General features: G+C 45.5%; 16 protein-coding genes and 1 tRNA gene. 4 read left to right on the top strand and 13 right to left on the bottom strand.

The window, feature by feature from the left end:
- Positions 1–81 precede the first annotated feature (81 nt).
- The 9 genes from AC6R03_RS04565 to AC6R03_RS04525 form a co-directional block, all read right to left on the bottom strand.
- The gene (locus AC6R03_RS04565) at positions 82–1,353 is read right to left on the bottom strand and encodes a VapE domain-containing protein (RefSeq protein WP_500653641.1); all 1,272 of its coding nucleotides are present in this window, start codon (positions 1,351–1,353) and stop codon (positions 82–84) included.
- Positions 1,354–1,362: 9 nt separating this feature from the next.
- Positions 1,363–1,572 carry a helix-turn-helix domain-containing protein gene (locus AC6R03_RS04560; protein ID WP_500626067.1) on the bottom strand — a complete coding sequence of 70 codons (210 nt, stop codon included), beginning with the start codon at positions 1,570–1,572 and terminating at the stop codon, positions 1,363–1,365.
- Positions 1,573–2,455: 883 nt separating this feature from the next.
- Positions 2,456–2,770: a DUF6693 family protein gene (locus tag AC6R03_RS04555; RefSeq protein ID WP_500626065.1), complete on the bottom strand. Its 315-nt coding sequence runs from the start codon at positions 2,768–2,770 to the stop codon at positions 2,456–2,458.
- Positions 2,771–2,896: 126 nt separating this feature from the next.
- On the bottom strand, positions 2,897–3,496 hold the full coding sequence (locus tag AC6R03_RS04550) for an outer membrane beta-barrel protein (protein WP_500632226.1): 600 nt from the start codon (positions 3,494–3,496) through the stop codon (positions 2,897–2,899).
- Between the two features lie 206 nt (positions 3,497–3,702).
- A complete protein-coding gene (locus tag AC6R03_RS04545; protein ID WP_500632227.1) occupies positions 3,703–4,371 on the bottom strand; it encodes a hypothetical protein in 669 nt (222 codons plus the stop codon).
- A gap of 201 nt (positions 4,372–4,572) precedes the next feature.
- Entirely contained in the window at positions 4,573–5,145 is a 573-nt protein-coding gene (locus AC6R03_RS04540) for an AlbA family DNA-binding domain-containing protein (RefSeq protein ID WP_500632228.1), read from the bottom strand.
- A 330-nt stretch (positions 5,146–5,475) separates the two neighbouring features.
- On the bottom strand, positions 5,476–6,204 hold the full coding sequence (locus AC6R03_RS04535; protein ID WP_500632229.1) for a competence protein CoiA family protein: 729 nt from the start codon (positions 6,202–6,204) through the stop codon (positions 5,476–5,478).
- 40 nt (positions 6,205–6,244) lie between these two features.
- Positions 6,245–6,958: a hypothetical protein gene (locus AC6R03_RS04530; protein ID WP_500653640.1), complete on the bottom strand. Its 714-nt coding sequence runs from the start codon at positions 6,956–6,958 to the stop codon at positions 6,245–6,247.
- 227 nt (positions 6,959–7,185) lie between these two features.
- Positions 7,186–7,262 (bottom strand) — tRNA-Arg (locus AC6R03_RS04525).
- 201 nt (positions 7,263–7,463) lie between these two features.
- Here AC6R03_RS04525 and folD point away from each other — a divergent pair.
- On the top strand, positions 7,464–8,321 hold the full coding sequence (gene folD, locus AC6R03_RS04520; RefSeq protein ID WP_487901080.1) for a bifunctional methylenetetrahydrofolate dehydrogenase/methenyltetrahydrofolate cyclohydrolase FolD: 858 nt from the start codon (positions 7,464–7,466) through the stop codon (positions 8,319–8,321).
- A gap of 18 nt (positions 8,322–8,339) precedes the next feature.
- Here folD and AC6R03_RS04515 read toward each other — a convergent pair whose 3' ends face one another.
- The 3 genes from AC6R03_RS04515 to AC6R03_RS04505 all read right to left on the bottom strand — a co-directional run bounded on the left by AC6R03_RS04515 (position 8,340) and on the right by AC6R03_RS04505 (position 10,900).
- Entirely contained in the window at positions 8,340–9,452 is a 1,113-nt protein-coding gene (locus AC6R03_RS04515; RefSeq protein ID WP_500632231.1) for a GGDEF domain-containing protein, read from the bottom strand.
- Between the two features lie 133 nt (positions 9,453–9,585).
- On the bottom strand, positions 9,586–10,572 hold the full coding sequence (locus AC6R03_RS04510) for a lytic murein transglycosylase (RefSeq protein ID WP_500632232.1): 987 nt from the start codon (positions 10,570–10,572) through the stop codon (positions 9,586–9,588).
- A 37-nt stretch (positions 10,573–10,609) separates the two neighbouring features.
- Positions 10,610–10,900 carry a YcgL domain-containing protein gene (locus AC6R03_RS04505; protein ID WP_487901077.1) on the bottom strand — a complete coding sequence of 97 codons (291 nt, stop codon included), beginning with the start codon at positions 10,898–10,900 and terminating at the stop codon, positions 10,610–10,612.
- Positions 10,901–11,010: 110 nt separating this feature from the next.
- Between AC6R03_RS04505 and minC the strand changes: the two genes are divergently transcribed.
- Genes minC through minE form a run of 3 tightly spaced genes read left to right on the top strand, consistent with a single transcriptional unit; the run spans position 11,011 to position 12,917 of the window.
- Entirely contained in the window at positions 11,011–11,814 is an 804-nt protein-coding gene (gene minC, locus AC6R03_RS04500) for a septum site-determining protein MinC (RefSeq protein WP_500632233.1), read from the top strand.
- 20 nt (positions 11,815–11,834) lie between these two features.
- Positions 11,835–12,647 carry a septum site-determining protein MinD gene (gene minD, locus AC6R03_RS04495; RefSeq protein ID WP_500632234.1) on the top strand — a complete coding sequence of 271 codons (813 nt, stop codon included), beginning with the start codon at positions 11,835–11,837 and terminating at the stop codon, positions 12,645–12,647.
- A 6-nt stretch (positions 12,648–12,653) separates the two neighbouring features.
- On the top strand, positions 12,654–12,917 hold the full coding sequence (gene minE, locus AC6R03_RS04490) for a cell division topological specificity factor MinE (protein ID WP_334552630.1): 264 nt from the start codon (positions 12,654–12,656) through the stop codon (positions 12,915–12,917).
- A gap of 199 nt (positions 12,918–13,116) precedes the next feature.
- Here minE and adhE read toward each other — a convergent pair whose 3' ends face one another.
- Positions 13,117–15,819 carry a bifunctional acetaldehyde-CoA/alcohol dehydrogenase gene (adhE, locus tag AC6R03_RS04485; RefSeq protein ID WP_500626054.1) on the bottom strand — a complete coding sequence of 901 codons (2,703 nt, stop codon included), beginning with the start codon at positions 15,817–15,819 and terminating at the stop codon, positions 13,117–13,119.
- Positions 15,820–16,039: the final 220 nt, after the last annotated feature.

The following is a 16,039-nucleotide window of genomic DNA, read 5'->3' as shown; positions in this document are numbered from 1 at the left end:
AAAACACAGCGGCTAATCTTCCATATTTCTTTAACCCACTAACCACAAAAATTGGTTAGTGGGTTAAAGAGAATAAACAAATCAGGCTGCAATACGAACGGAAACAGGCAAGCGGTATAGAGTAGTGTTTGACCTGCCAGCCTTAGACTCAATCGCCCCTTCCTCTTGTGCCAGTCGTTTAAGTTCTTTACCCACGATTCTATTTTTATCTACGTGCACATTGATGTGTTTACACACCTCCGAAGCCGTCACCCACTCCCAAACGTACTTTTCAGGGTCATCGATTAGGAAGCGCTCAACGATGGCTTCATAGTAAGAACTTTTGGCATTGTGCTCGTTGTTGACCTTTGCGGCTAACTCAAGCTCAGTATCCGTCAAGTGCCAAGATTCACCAGACCTGTATAGTTCATAGGCTTGAAGCCAAAATTGCTTGAGTTCTGTTGGATGACGGTGGCTTAGCCTACCGTTGTCATATCGCCAACCAAGGGTACGGTTTACCAGTTCCATGTCGATAGGCGCGGCCAGCTCGATAACGGCATATCGACTTGATCCAGTTTCATCACGTAGAAAGCCAGTCACGTTAACAGTCGCAATAAACGACGTTTGACGAGGTTTCTTAATATCCTTCGCGCCATAAGGGGGTCGCACAGTATCCACCTCCTTAGTAATAAACGCCTTGAGGCTTCCTTGGCTGTTTCGAGAGGTACGCTCTAACTCACCGAGCTCAACAATCAGGCTGTTAATACAGCTAATAACTGAATCTTTAGAGTCAGGGTTGATCTCTTGCCCTTCCAAGAACGCCCCTTCAAACACGGAGGCAAATCGCTTGATAAACGCCGTTTTCCTGAACGACTGCCCGCCTTGAAGAACCGGAATCAATTTTGAGCTAAATGGTGTTTCAAATACCGATGCCACCACCGCGATAAAAAACTTTCGCATCACGCAGCTGGCAAGCTCTTTATCCTTCGCGTTCATGGCGTCAATCACAGGTGTCATACGGTCGATACCGTCCCAATTACTTTCATGCAGGTAATTGGCAAAAGGGTGGTAACTGTTGTTCTCAGCCAACGACATAAGGTGATCGGCTAGAATCTCTTTTTTGAAGCCACCTCGAACACAAACATCAATCAACAAGCTACGTTTTTGCTCGGCTGTTTTGTCGAGCATTTGGCCATCGACAAACAATTCGACTTCCATATTCATTTTGTTAACCACTACATCGATACCATTGCTTTTTAACAGCGCTTGCAGGTTTCTTGATGTAGGTAACGGATTAAACCTAGCATCTAAGTCAGGGTAGTTAGGTTTCACCGTGTCGTGTAATTGGCTTACTTGTTCAACAACACAATCCATAGTCACTCCTTATGCCGTTTGTGTTTGAACTCGGCTTTCAAGGAAAGCATCAAGGTCAGCCAGTGTATAAAACACCTTACGGCCCACTTTGATAAATGGCAGGCGATAGCGTCCAGTTGATGCCCAAACGGCGAGCGTCCCTTCTGTCACACCCAAATACTCTGCTGCTGATTTACGGTTCAACTTCTTGCCGTACTTTGAAATTTCTGAATTACTCATAATTAATCTTCCTAGTTTGAAATCATCCGAATTGGATAAGTTCAGACTACGAATGATGAGGTTTAACGGCAATCAGAAGAGGGGAACGGTTTTTAGTGTAGAGAGTTAAGCGGCAAGCCGTCAGCCCTTTGGTTTAAAGGGCTGGTGCGGGAACGGATAGCATAGATATTGAGTTATATCAGAGCGCTAACATGCCCCCAAAGCCCACCATTTTAAGGGGTACCAGCATTTTTGACAGCTGAAATTTCACGATTCAAACAGCTAGCATATAGAGATGGTCCCAAAGATGTAGAGCAACTTTGTTTTACCCAATTAGCCTGCTGCTCCGATAAACCAGAAAAAGAGGGGATATGCCCCAACGCTTCATACTCTCGGTTATAGCAGCTAATAGTTAAGCTTGGACCTAGCGAACTAGGGCATGAATTCATTAGCCACGTTTTTTGATTCTTGCTCAATATAGAAAGGTCCGGAAAGTGACCATTTAGAGCATTAACCTCACGAGTAACGCAGCTGGACCAAAGAGAGGGACCTAAGCTCTTGCTACAAGACTTCTCAACCCAGCTTTTCAAATCCGGTTTAAGCCCATTTAAAAGCTCATCTGGCGATTTACCATAAGCTGAATTTGCCAACAAAGCCGACAAAATTAAAAGATATTTTTTCATTCGATGGTTTGTAGATAAATTAGAGTACAGCGTGGACTTTACTAAATAGAACTAATGAGAACCTTGATGGAGATCGGCACAATAGCATATAACGCCTTGCGAACGGGCGATAACGCTATACCACCCAATTTAAAATTTGTGCCCTAAACACCGAGGCTGATTTGCATGAAAGTGGCCAAGCGTTAGGAGTCCCTGTTAAGCGATTTGTTAGCAATATTGCCTCAGTTTACCGTGGTATTGTTTAAGGCGTAATTCCATACTTTATAGAAGTAGAAGATGTAGCCAATACCAAGCGTAATAAGTGAAATAATTGCCCACAGAATCACATGCCCCAAATCACCAAATAGGTCTATGTTGCAACTTAGCCTCCGTTCGACACCATACTCGTCAATAACTGAGGCTCTGTTGATAATGAACTTACAAAATGAATAGGGCAAAAAGAACAAAGCGATCCCAAAAGTTACAATTGAAAGAACAAGCCAGATCAGTAGATGCCCAAGAATATCTAACACCGTTATATCTGCTTTTAGTTTCATGTGTTTTTTTCCTTATTTGCATTGCTAACGCCGTGTTAAGGTGTGAGCTACGCTCGGCTATACTTGAGCGAAGCGAAAATGCCGAGCGTTGCGAATCACTCTTAAATGCTTTGTGATGCTACTGTTTTAGAAGTGGTACCTTACACCAGCATAAGCACCTGATAGGTTTACATCGATATCATTTCCAGCTTGGCTGATTGATGTAAATGTAGCACGATAGCCCAAGTTTAAATCAACGCCTTGCTTTAAACGTGTACCAACTTCCAAACCCGCTTGGTAGCCTGTTTGAGATTCTGAAATGCTGATATTGTTTCCAGAGCCATCTATTGATACATGACCGATGCCTGCCATAGGCGCTAAGTACAAATTACCGAAGTCATACAGTACAAATAGTTTTGCTTTCAGATTCACAAAGAAAGCATCACCGTCAACTTTCAAAGTCCCTGTATTATCAACTTCACCAAACGTTCTATATTCTGCTTCTACACTCGTTTTTACTAGCGAATGCGTATTGAATTCATAACCCGCTAAAAAATTGAACCCAATATCTGCAGATTCGTCAGCCGATTCACCATTGATGCTAACATCAATATTATTTGCCGCAGTTAAATCTGCGCCTACATAAAACTGATCGCCAGTCTTTTTGACAAAGTCATCAGGCTTTGCAATGGAAGGTGAGCTAAATAAAAGCAAAGAACCTACGAACAAGCCAGCTGTGTTTTTCATAATTAATACCGATACTTAAAACCGAAATTATATCAGAAACCCAAACTTATGGAACACCGTATAGACAAGGTAGCATAACGCCTTGCTAACGGGCGACAACGCGATGCCGCCAGACATGAATATTGTGCCTTAAACACGTAGCGAAAATTGCGACTGAAGTCGCCAAGCCTTAGGAGTCCCTGTTGAGCAACTTTTAGGCAACCGGTTTATCGGAAGTTTCGCAGTACTTTGTACTTAACACTGTGGTTATTCGCCTCGATAATCTCCAGCTGCGCCCCTTTGTAGCCAATGACTTTTGAAGAATTTAAGTCATATTCAACATCATTTGTAAAAGCTGCTCGCGCTTGACCATTACTAAACTCACGGTAGCTAATATTTACTTTGTTTCCGACTTTTCCTGAATAAAGTAATGTCTGTTGAAAAGACAACCTGTCATTCGTAGTATGCTTTATTTCTTCAAACTCAGCAGATGTACAGACTGTACCGCCTAAAGTAGAAACACCACAAATTTCACGATTTTTTTGATCAACGTACATACCACCATACGGGTCTGCTAGTGCGCTAGGCTGTACCATACCGTGCTGAGTTGGTGTGTAGAAGATTTTGTTTTTGCTATGCCCTATTTGTGTATAAATGCCCGGAGAAAAAGTGTACCCACCGAGCACACCTACGGAGGTGCTGTGCTTCAAAGATATCGCATTCACTGTGGTTTGCTTTCCTTTCGCTAGCATTTCATCACCCACATAAGCTACAGCCTCAACACCAATCGGCGGGTGATCAATAAGTGTTTCTTCAACACCTCCACCATTATGTTTTAGTGAAGTACAGCCAGATAAAACGCTAAAGCTAGCTAAAACCAGCAGAATATTTCGCATAAATTTGCCCTTTATACTTTATAGGATGAAAGACCATATAATAACCAAGTTCAATCAGACATACGATAAGTTTGAATAGTTTGCCTAACGCACGCTTAAGTGGTGAGCAACGCAATACGATGCTTCCGCATACCACCTAAATCACTAAATTTACCGCAAATTACAAATGCCACGCGTTGTGAATCCGTCTTAAAGCGCTTGTTATAGCCCTATACCTGCTCCTATCGCACCAATTACCAAACCAACAATTGCTCCTAATAGATGGTCTTTAAGTTTGCTCTTTAGAGTATTAGATTCGGCTAACTCAGCAGTAAGCTGCTCGATTTTTTTTGTCTGTGTTTCAAGAACCTCCGAGATCTTACTTAATGAAGTGTCATCTGGTGAGAGCTTTCTTTGTATTTCATAATGATTCATCGCTTTAGTTTTGCCAGTAACCCTATGATAAGCACCATCACTACAAAGAACTAATGACGACGAAGCCTGAACAGTTATGACACATATGTTCAGCAAAACCCTAAAACTAATATTTTCAACCTCAAATATGTCAGGTTCGCTAAGTAATTCCTTGGCCTTCAAAGTTAGTAATTGAGCTTCCTCTATTTTAATACCCGGAGCGAAAGTTGAGTCACGGACCCCAAGCAAAACTTTTCCACCACCAGAGTTAGCGAATGAAGCAATTGTTTTGGCCAGACGCATTGGCTCTATTTCAGGTAGCAAAAACTCGACTGTTGCACTCTCACCTTGTTCTAATAATTCTATAATGTCTGAACTCAAAAAGAATTCTCCCAATTTATTGACATGATGGGCTATAACGCTTTATGTACGGCAACAAGCCGCCTTTCCAACTCGCATCCTTCCGCCTAATACTTACACCCACTAAGACGCTGCACTAATAAATAACCGAAAATCAGAGTATTAGTAAACGGCCCATTATGACACTTGTTGGATACTGCAGCAAATCCCCGTCTATCATGTATATGACGGCATTGACTGCTAATTTTGACTTTACCTATGGCCTTATACACTTGAAGATTCAATTTCCCTTGCATACGAGCATGAGCTCTTTTTATAAGGTTGATGCTGAATCGTATTAACAATAGGCTTTTAGGCTATGTGGCCTCTCGGCGGTGCTAGATTGGATTCCTCTACGAGTAAGTTTAGCTTTTCGGTCAACTCTGAATATCTGGCGGTATAGCGAGCATGAGTCACCCAAGATCTATGGCCGATGTTCAGTACATAGTCCATCACCAGTGATTTAAATGATTCATGTTCTTTATGGTCAAAACTATCGTAAAGGTCTTGCAAGGGCTCTAAATCAATATCCACAATTGAAACGGCACTAAAATTTTCGTTTCCCCCAATCATTGACCTGCCGTGATAACTAAAGTGGATACCGACCAAATACCCATTTATGCGACAAAGGATATCGAGATCTGAATAGTGCCCCGAAGGCTCGACTTCAAAATCATCAATCGTTAAATGATGTGCTTGAGTCACATATCCAGAGACGGTGACCTCCCTTCCGTAATCATCTCTCTTTTCTAATTCAAGCTTCCAATCAGGCAACTGTATCTCAAACTGGTCCAGCTCCTTTAAACATTGCTTAATCACAAGCCTTGCTACCACACAGAATGAATATTGACACTCTATCGGCTCACCCGTTTCATCTTTCGACTTTTTGTCATGGGCAAAGTGGTGGATCATTTTATCCGGATTGGGCCCTTTTTTAGCCACAAGGTTTTGTTTGCAACTGGGACAAACACATGCTCTACCCCGTTGCACCTCACTAATGTCTAGGTATTTATCATCCTTCAAGCCAAACGGTATCAACATCCCTCTTTTCCCTTCACGTTTATGAATTGTCGGTGGCTGGCTAGCTTCGACTTTTCTTGAGTTGGCGAATATCCTTGTCCAACGCATCCATTTTAGGGACTCTCATACGCGCGACCTGTTTCTGTCCGTTTTTCAGAGTAATCTCAACCTCCAAGAGATCTGATTTGTGTTCTGTGTCACCTGTCGAGACCTCCTTCGTTTTACCCCAAAAATACCTGAGGTAATGAGTTCTAACACTAGCGACACCGTCAAAAGAAAAGCGACCTTTGAGGCAAATCGTAAGAAAGGATAAAAATTCAGAATCTTTCGTGGTTTTCACTAATTTGCCCCATGAACGCCACAGATCTGTCAGGGCTTGATAGCGACGAAAGTCCCTGCTTTTGGGAGTCGTAACCCGCGTTACTTGTTCATTGGAATCAAAATCCACCTCTGATACGTAGACACCTTGTTGCTGAGCGTGAACTCCCTCTAATGTCTCAGCTATGGTGCTTAATAGCGAGCGTGACCATGCCACTTTGCTTTGAAGTTGCCGCTCTATTTCGTCATAGAAATTGGGATCGCTATGTCTGATATCGTTAAAGCCTGACTGTGCTTGTTGCAACGCTTTAGATAGGCGCTTAATTGACGCAAGATCGGTGTCACTTGGAATTTGGATTAGTATCTCTTCACACGCTTTCACTTGATGAACATCAAGCCCGATACTCATCAACTCGTCTGTCTGTTTTTGGCTCAACCCTGCCACTGCAAACTCCATGCAACTTGTTACTTAATAGCTCAGTTATAGAAGGTATCATTTTGAATAGATGAAGCAAGCGATCGGATAGACAAAAAGAGAGTGATGTTTCGAAAAAAGCGAAGAGTTGAAAATAGGTGGGGTTTAACAAAAGTTGATAAAAATAGATTTCAGCGGCACCACAGAGGCACCACAGAAAAACGAAAAGCCCGATAACTCATTGAATTATCGGGCTTTTTTCTGATATATGGCACGCCCTGTAGGATTCGAACCTACGACCACATCCTTAGAAGGGACGTGCTCTATCCAGCTGAGCTAAGGGCGCGCTACAGGGACAGGATTATACGAGTTCGAGGTCTTAACACAAGACCTTTTCGTATCATTATGATCTAAGTGACTAAAAAAGGGGCATTGGCGATTGAGGTGTTTAAAAACAACCCGAAGCAAACGTTTGCTTATGGATGTTCATTCAATTATTTGCGACAATGCGCCACAAATTATTCGCCATTGTGATTAAAGGAAAGTCATGACTGCTCAAAATATCGATGGAACACTGATTTCTCAAACCGTCCGTTCCGAAGTGGCGGCTCGTGTGAAAGCGCGCCTAGACGCAGGGTTACGTGCCCCTGGCTTGGCTGTGGTTCTCGTTGGTGAAGATCCGGCGTCTCAAGTGTATGTCGGCAGCAAACGCCGCGCGTGTGAAGAGGTGGGCTTTGTGTCTAAATCATTCGACCTCCCTGCCACCGCAAGTCAAACTGAGCTGCTTGCACTGATTGACACACTGAACGCAGACGATGAGATTGACGGCATCTTGGTTCAACTTCCGCTACCAGCGGGAATCGACTCTACCGCCGTGCTCGAACACATTCATCCGGAGAAAGATGTCGATGGCTTCCACCCTTACAACGTGGGCCGCCTAGCGCAGCGCATTCCAAAACTGCGCTCTTGTACGCCGAAAGGCATCATCACCCTGCTTGATCGCTACAACATCGATCTTCGTGGCAAACACGCAGTGGTAGTAGGCGCGTCCAACATTGTCGGTCGACCAATGACATTGGAGCTTCTGCTTGCGGGCTGTACCACCACGACTTGTCACCGTTTTACTCAAGATCTAGAAGGTCATGTGCGTCAAGCGGATCTGGTGGTGGTTGCGGTAGGTAAACCTAACTTTATTCCAGGTCACTGGATCAAAGAGGGTGCGGTCGTGGTCGATGTCGGTATCAACCGCTTGGAGTCAGGCAAGTTGGTCGGCGATGTGGAATACGATAAAGCCAAAGAGCGCGCCAGCTTTATTACGCCAGTCCCGGGTGGTGTTGGGCCAATGACGGTGGCGAGCTTGATTGAGAATACAATGCTAGCGTGTGAGCAATTTCATACCAAATAACTAGCGCTCTATCCTTCCTCAGAGCAGCGCTTCTTCTCGCCGCTCTGAGGCTGTTTTAGCCACATTAACATTACCCGACCCGGCTTCTTTGGCGAGATACATCGCTCTGTCCGCCACTTTCAAACACTGACTTAAAGTCATCGTCTCATTGTTAAATGAGATACCCGCACTGGCGCCAATCTCGACGTGAATATTGTTCAGTGATTGCAAATGGTGACCATAAAAGAGCGCGACCACTTGCTCTGCCAAATCAACCACCTCTTGCTCCGACTCATAATCGCGCACAAAAATGGCAAACTCGTCACCGCCCAAGCGGGCAATGTCGTATTTTTGCAGTCGCTCGCCCAACGCTTGCTGCGCGATGGCTTTGGTTTGCTTGGCAAAATCGTACAGTACGTTGTCACCGACATCGTGACCATAACGGTCATTGACCGCTTTAAAGTTATCTAAGTCGAGGTAAATGATCGCGGTGTGTTTGTTTTCATCAAGGCGTGTCGCGTGAGACAACACCGACATAAAGCTTGCTCGATTCGCCAGTTGGGTGAGCGAGTCAATGTAAGCCAGTTCTTGAATGCCCTCTTGATCCATTTTCAAAATATAGTCGTCCATTTGACTTTGAAAATAGATCACGATGTGACACATACCTGACATCGCGACCAAGGTTAATACCAAGCGAAACCCTACATGGTATGGGTACGGAAACTGCGTCAAGCCAAAGGCGAAGATCAAGGAAGTAAGGACAATATTCAGTACCGAGAGCCCCACTCCAACACGAAAACTATTGATGAATATGCCGATGGCAGACAGTGGGTAGACCCACATAATGCCAGTACCTTCATACCCTCCAGTAAAAATAAGATACAAACTCAAGGAGTAGATCATAAAAGATAGCCCAGCAAGACCAAAGCGATGTTGCAGGTTAATCATTTTGATGGTGACGATGCCAACCAAGGAGTAAAAGGCCAGCGTTGTGCCCAGCTCAATATCGCCGCGATAAAAACTATAGACAGAGAAGGCCGCAAGGAAGGAGACACCTAAGACAGCGAGCACCCGAATCATCATCATCTGGCGCTGCTGTTTCATTAAGACGACTTCGGATAATTTATCCGCTACAAAGTGGTGTACGTTCATCGCGCTCCAGTCATTGCTACAAAACCAATCACTTATTTAGATAATGCTACATTATTTATTGTCAATCAAATATAGACACCGTCAAGCTAAGCGCAACTGAATGTAGGAGGATTCGTCGTTTTTGTTTACCGCATCACATCACAATTGCATCCGCAAGGTGTGAAACAGCCAGCGCAAAGTAGTAAGACCGGTTCCATTTCATTAGTACGTTATAGTTATTGTAGACCAAATAAACACGCCCATTCCCATCATCGGGTGCGATCAACCAGGCTTGGATATCTTGGTCGAGCTTAGGTAGCGGTCGGCCATCAAAACGGTTAATCCCCATTGACGCCCACTGTTGCAAATATTTGGCTTTGTCCGGCGCTCGCCCTTGAATTGACGTATCAAACCCAGCGGGAAGCGTCACTTGACGTCCCCAGGTGTAGGTATCGTCCCAACCGGATTGACTTAAATAATTGGCCGCCGAAGCAAACACATCCGCTTCTGTCGTCCAGATGTCTTTTTTACCATCACCGTTACCATCCGCAGCAAAGGCTAAAAACGAGCTCGGCATAAACTGGCACTGGCCCATCGCCCCTGCCCATGAGCCTTTAAAGTCATCAAAAGCAATATGGCCCTGCTCTAAGATCTGTAACGCGGCCATGGTTTCACTGCGAAAGAAGGCCTCACGGCGGCCGTCGTACGCCAAGGTCGCGAGTGCATCAATGACGGGGTAATTGCCGGTAAATTTTCCGAAGTTACTCTCAACGCCCCACAGCGCAACAATAAAGCGCGGCTGCACACCATATTGCTCGCCAATGCGAGTCAACTCAGTGTGGTGCTTTTGGTAAAGAGCTTTGGCTTGATCGATTTTCCATTTTGGTACGGCACGTGGAATGTACTCATCTAAGGTCAGTTTTCTCTCTGGCTGATTCTTATCGGCCGTCACGGCGCGTGGTTTATGAGTCACATTGGCAAATGCCTCATCGATGACGGGCTGAGCAATCCCCATCGCTTTGGCTTCATCTCTGAGTGTTTGGATGTAATCATCAAATGACACCTCACTCGCAGACACTGACGTTGCCAACACAGTGCCTGAAAGTGTCAATCCTAGAACAGCTGACAGTATTGTTTTCACATTGCCCTCCTTGAGCAATTTTAGCGAGTCTTTAGAACTATGAATTATTCGACTGCTGGCGAGCTTTTTTCTGCTCTTTGTATTCATCAAGCAGGTTTTTCGGTGGGGGTGGCAGTTGCAAAAAGAAGCCCTCATCTTGCATGGATTGCTTCACTTTTTCGATGTCGACTTGTGCTAACTTGCGCCCGTCAAGCTTCACCATCATCACCATTGTAGGTTTACCGAACATCTGCATCAGTGTGTCAGGAACTTGCGAAAAATCGTCCTTTTTCGGTAAGTAGAGGTACGCGCCCTCTTTTTTTGAACTCTTATAAATTGCACAAAGCATGTCTATGTTTTTATCTCATTGTCATTAAACGTCAATGTTTCGCTATTTTTGAGAGCAAAACACCCAATTGAGCGCAAGATAACTTGCTGAGCTTAGGGAGGGAATATAACATGAGTCCCCTAGTCCCAAGCAACGCCCTTAAGAGGTTGCCACTTACCTATATGTCGAATATGACCGAGCCCAATACAAGCAGGCCACAGACCATTGGGTCAGAGAGCGTCACCGCTCCATCCAAACCGTCCCAATCATCCAGCGCCGCTTCGCCTGACTTGAAAGGCAGTAGTTTCACCTTGTCCGTTTTGCACCTTAGCGATAACGATGTCGACAAATGCATCGACTTCTTACAACAGAAAGTGCAAACGGCACCTGCGTTTTTTGCTCACGCACCTGTGGTGATCAATATTTCAAAGGTGGCGGGCGAATTGGACTTTGTAAAGCTAAAGCAAGGCATCGCCCAAGCGGGCATGATACCTGTTGGGGTGACGGGATGCCCAGACAAACGTACACAAAACTTAGCGTCTGACGCTAAGTTCGCCGTGATGACGGCAAGCAAGTCCCCCACAAAAGCGCCCGCGACCTTAGCGCCCACCAAAATTGTTCGCACCCCGGTGCGCTCTGGGCAACAGATTTACGCCAAAGACGCGGATTTAGTGGTACTCAATCATGTCAGTGAAGGTGCCGAGGTGATTGCCGATGGCTCGATTCACATCCATGGCACGTTGCGTGGTCGCGCTATTGCAGGGGCCAGTGGCAACACGGGCGCCGTCATCATCTGTAACAAACTCAATGCAGAATTGATGTCTATTGCTGGGCACTACTGGCTTACGGAACAGTTTGCCGAGGAATATTGGCAACAGAAAGTGATGTTCAGCTTGAGCGACGATTCACTTAAATTCGAGCTGTTAACAATTTAATAGTTTAAAGGAACCAACGAATGGCACGCATTATTGTTGTCACATCAGGAAAAGGCGGCGTAGGGAAAACCACCTCTAGCGCTGCTATCGCTTCAGGCCTTGCGATGAAAGGCAAAAAAACCGCTGTGATCGATTTTGATATTGGTCTGCGTAACCTTGACTTGATTATGGGTTGCGAACGTCGCGTCGTGTACGACTTTGTTAACGTCATCAATGGCGAAGCAACGCTCAATCAAGCGCTGATCAAAGACAAACGTACCGACAACTTGTTCATCTTGCCCGCCTCTCAAACTCGTGACAAAGACGCCCTCACCATAGAAGGCGTACGCCGAGTGCTCGATGACATGGATAAGATGGGTTTTGAATTCATTATCTGTGACTCACCAGCAGGCATCGAGCAAGGCGCTTTGATGGCGTTGTACTTTGCTGATGAAGCAATTGTCACCACCAACCCAGAAGTCTCTTCTGTACGTGACTCCGACCGTATCCTGGGTATTCTCGATTCTAAATCCCGTCGCGCAGAAGAAGGCTTAGAGCCGGTGAAACAGCACCTGCTACTCACGCGCTACAACCCTGCGCGCGTAAATCAAGGTGAAATGCTCAGCGTGGAAGATGTCGAAGAGATCTTGCACATTTCCCTGCTCGGCGTGATCCCGGAGAGCCAAGCGGTTTTGAATGCCTCTAACAAAGGGGTGCCGGTCATCTTCGACGACGAGTCCGACGCCGGTATGGCCTATAATGATACGGTTGAGCGTCTTCTCGGTGAGCAAGTGGATTTCCGCTTCCTCACAGAGCAGAAGAAAGGCATTTTTAAACGACTATTTGGAGGCTAATTAGGCATGTCATTACTTGAGTTTTTCCGCCCGCAGAAAAAGAGCTCTGCGAATTTAGCCAAAGAGAGACTGCAAATCATTGTGGCCGAGCGTCGCAGTCAAAACGACCCTGCGCCGTCTTATCTGCCTCAGCTTAAAGAAGATATTCTGAAGGTCATTGCGAAGTATGTCGACATTGACCCATCGATGGTCGACCTGTCGTTTGAGCACAAAGATGACGACATCTCCGTTCTCGAGCTCAACGTCAAACTGCCAGACGAAGAGAAATAGCCTGATTGGGTAGGCTATTGGAGATGAGTAATGAGCCGATGCAATTGCATCGGCTTTTTTACGCCACCAATATGAATAGCACCAACATGGATAGCACAAAATATGAGCAGACAAACAAAAGCCCCAGCACAGGGCTAGGGCTCGATTTCAAAGCGTAGGTTTCGTGCTAGCGAAAACCTATCTCAACGTGACGGCTTACTTATGCGTCCGCTTTTTCTTTCTTCGCTTTTGGTGCTGCTTTCGCTGCTTCTTGATCCGCTTTCTTCTTGATAACAGTTGTACCTTCGAAAGTTTCACCTTCAACGAATGCTTTACCGTAGTAAGAAGCTTTTAGAACTTCTTTCAGCTCAGAGATTAGAGGGTAGCGTGGGTTCGCACCAGTACATTGGTCATCGAACGCTTCAACCGCTAGCTCATCTAGCTTCGCTAGGAAGTCAGCTTCAGCAACACCCGCCGCTTGGATTGACGCTGGAATGTCTAGGTCTTGTTTCAACTCATCCATCCACGCTAGTAGACGTTCAATCTTCTGAGCAGTACGGTCACCTTCTTGGCTTAGGCCTAGGTGGTCAGCAACCTCAGCGTAACGACGACGTGCTTGTGGACGGTCGTATTGAGAGAATGCAGTCTGCTTAGTTGGGTTGTCGTTCGCGTTGTAACGTACCACGTTAGAGATCAGTAGTGCGTTCGCCAGACCGTGTGGTAGGTGGAACTCAGCACCAATCTTGTGCGCCATAGAGTGACATACACCTAGGAATGCGTTCGCAAATGCTACACCAGCGATAGTTGCCGCGTTGTGTACTTTCTCACGAGCGATTGGGTCGTTTGCACCGTTCGCGTAGCTTGAAGGTAGGTACTCTTTAAGCATCTTAAGTGCTTGTAGAGCTTGACCATCAGAGTACTCGTTCGCAAGAACTGATACGTAAGCTTCTAGAGCGTGAGTCACAGCATCGTAACCACCGAATGCGGTTAGAGACTTAGGCATGTTCATGACTAGGTTAGCATCAACGATCGCCATCTGAGGTGTTAGCTCGTAGTCAGCAAGTGGGTACTTAGCACCAGTTTCGTCATCAGTTACTACCGCGAATGGTGTCACTTCTGAACCTGTACCTGAAGTTGTGGTGATACAAACAAGCTCAGCTTTTTTACCCATTTTAGGGAACTTGTAGATACGTTTACGGATGTCCATAAAGCGCATTGCAAGCTCTTCAAAGTGCGTTTCTGGGTGCTCGTACATTACCCACATGATCTTCGCCGCATCCATTGGTGAACCACCACCAAGTGCTAGGATAACGTCAGGCTGGAAGCTTTGCATCGCTTCAGCACCTTTCTTAACCACTGATAGCGTTGGGTCAGCTTCAACGTCGAAGAACGTTTGTACTTCCATACCTTGTGCTTTCAGTAGTTGTACTACGTCATCTGCGTAACCGTTGTTGAATAGGAAACGGTCAGTAACAAGGAATGCGCGTTTCTTACCTTCTAGGTCGCTAAGCGCGATCGGAAGGCTACCACGACGGAAGTAGATAGACTTAGGTAGTTTGTGCCACAACATGTTTTCAGCTCGCTTCGCTACAGTTTTCTTGTTGATTAGGTGCTTAGGACCTACGTTCTCAGAGATAGAGTTACCACCCCATGAACCACAACCTAGAGTTAGAGAAGGTGCAACGTTGAAGTTGTACAGGTCACCGATACCACCGTGAGTCGTCGGGATGTTGATTAGGATACGAGCTGTTTTTAGCTTGTCGCCAAAGTAACGGATACGGTCTGCGTTTGTGTCTTGGTTAGTGTATAGACCAGAGGTGTGACCGATACCGCCGATTTCAACCATAGTCACTGCTTGAGCAACCGCATCTTCGAAGTTGTCTGCACGGAACAAGCCAAGCGTTGGAGAGAGTTTCTCGTGAGCAAATGCGTCCTCGTAAGACACTTTACCAAGACCTTCACCAACAAGCACTTTCGTGTCAGCAGGAACTTTCACGCCCGCCATCTCAGCGATTGCTGCTGCTGGCTGACCAACGATCTTCGCGTTCAATGCGCCGTCGATAAGTAGAACTTTACGTACTTTATCCGCGTCAGCTTTGCTCAGTACAACCGCTTTGTGCGTTGCGAAACGCTCTTTCACTTCGTCGTAAACTTCGTCAACAACGATTGCTGCCTGCTCAGAAGCACACACTACGCCGTTATCGAATGTTTTAGACATTAGGATAGAAGCCACTGCACGTTTAACGTCAGCCGTTTCATCGATAACGACAGGAACGTTACCTGCACCAACACCGATTGCTGGCTTACCAGAAGAGTAAGCGGCTTTAACCATGCCTGGACCACCAGTAGCAAGGATAAGTGCGATGTCATCGTGCTTCATTAGCGCGTTTGATAGCTCAACAGATGGTTGGTCAATCCAACCGATGATGTCTTTTGGCGCGCCCGCTGCTACTGCTGCTTCTAGAACCAGTTTCGCTGCATCGTTGGTTGAGTTTTTCGCACGTGGGTGTGGTGAGAAGATGATGCCGTTACGAGTCTTCAGAGAGATAAGAGATTTGAAGATCGCTGTAGAAGTTGGGTTTGTGGTAGGTACGATACCGCAGATGATGCCCACAGGCTCAGCGATAGTCATAGTACCTAGGTTGTCATCCTCTTCTAGGATGCCACAGGTCTTTTCGTCTTTGTATTTATTGTAGATAAACTCAGAAGCGAAGTGGTTCTTGATTACTTTATCTTCAACAATACCCATACCAGATTCTTCGACCGCTTGTTGTGCTAGCGGGATACGAGCTTGGTTCGCAGCAAGAGAAGCAGCACGGAAGATTTGGTCAACTTGCTCTTGAGAGTAAGTTGCGAACTCTTCTTGCGCTTTCTTAACGCGTGCAATCATTGCATCTAGCTCGGCTATATTAGTAACAGGCATAGGGAAATCTCCTAAAATTAACAAATATTAAAAACTTTTTATTAAGCCAACTGCATGCTTATCTTGGGCAGTCAATCACAGCTTTCTTAGTAAATTGCTTTCAGGGCTGAGTATATTATTTCAGGTTGTGAAAAAAATTGACCCAGATCAGTTCTGAAAAACTATTTACCTAGTTAGTGGTACGCGAATCGCACAAATCACCATAAACCACTAATTTATA

The sequence above is a fragment of the Vibrio sp. R10-SG-ISO4 genome, from assembly GCF_059834135.1.
This window is presented reverse-complemented; position numbering and strand designations above follow the sequence as displayed.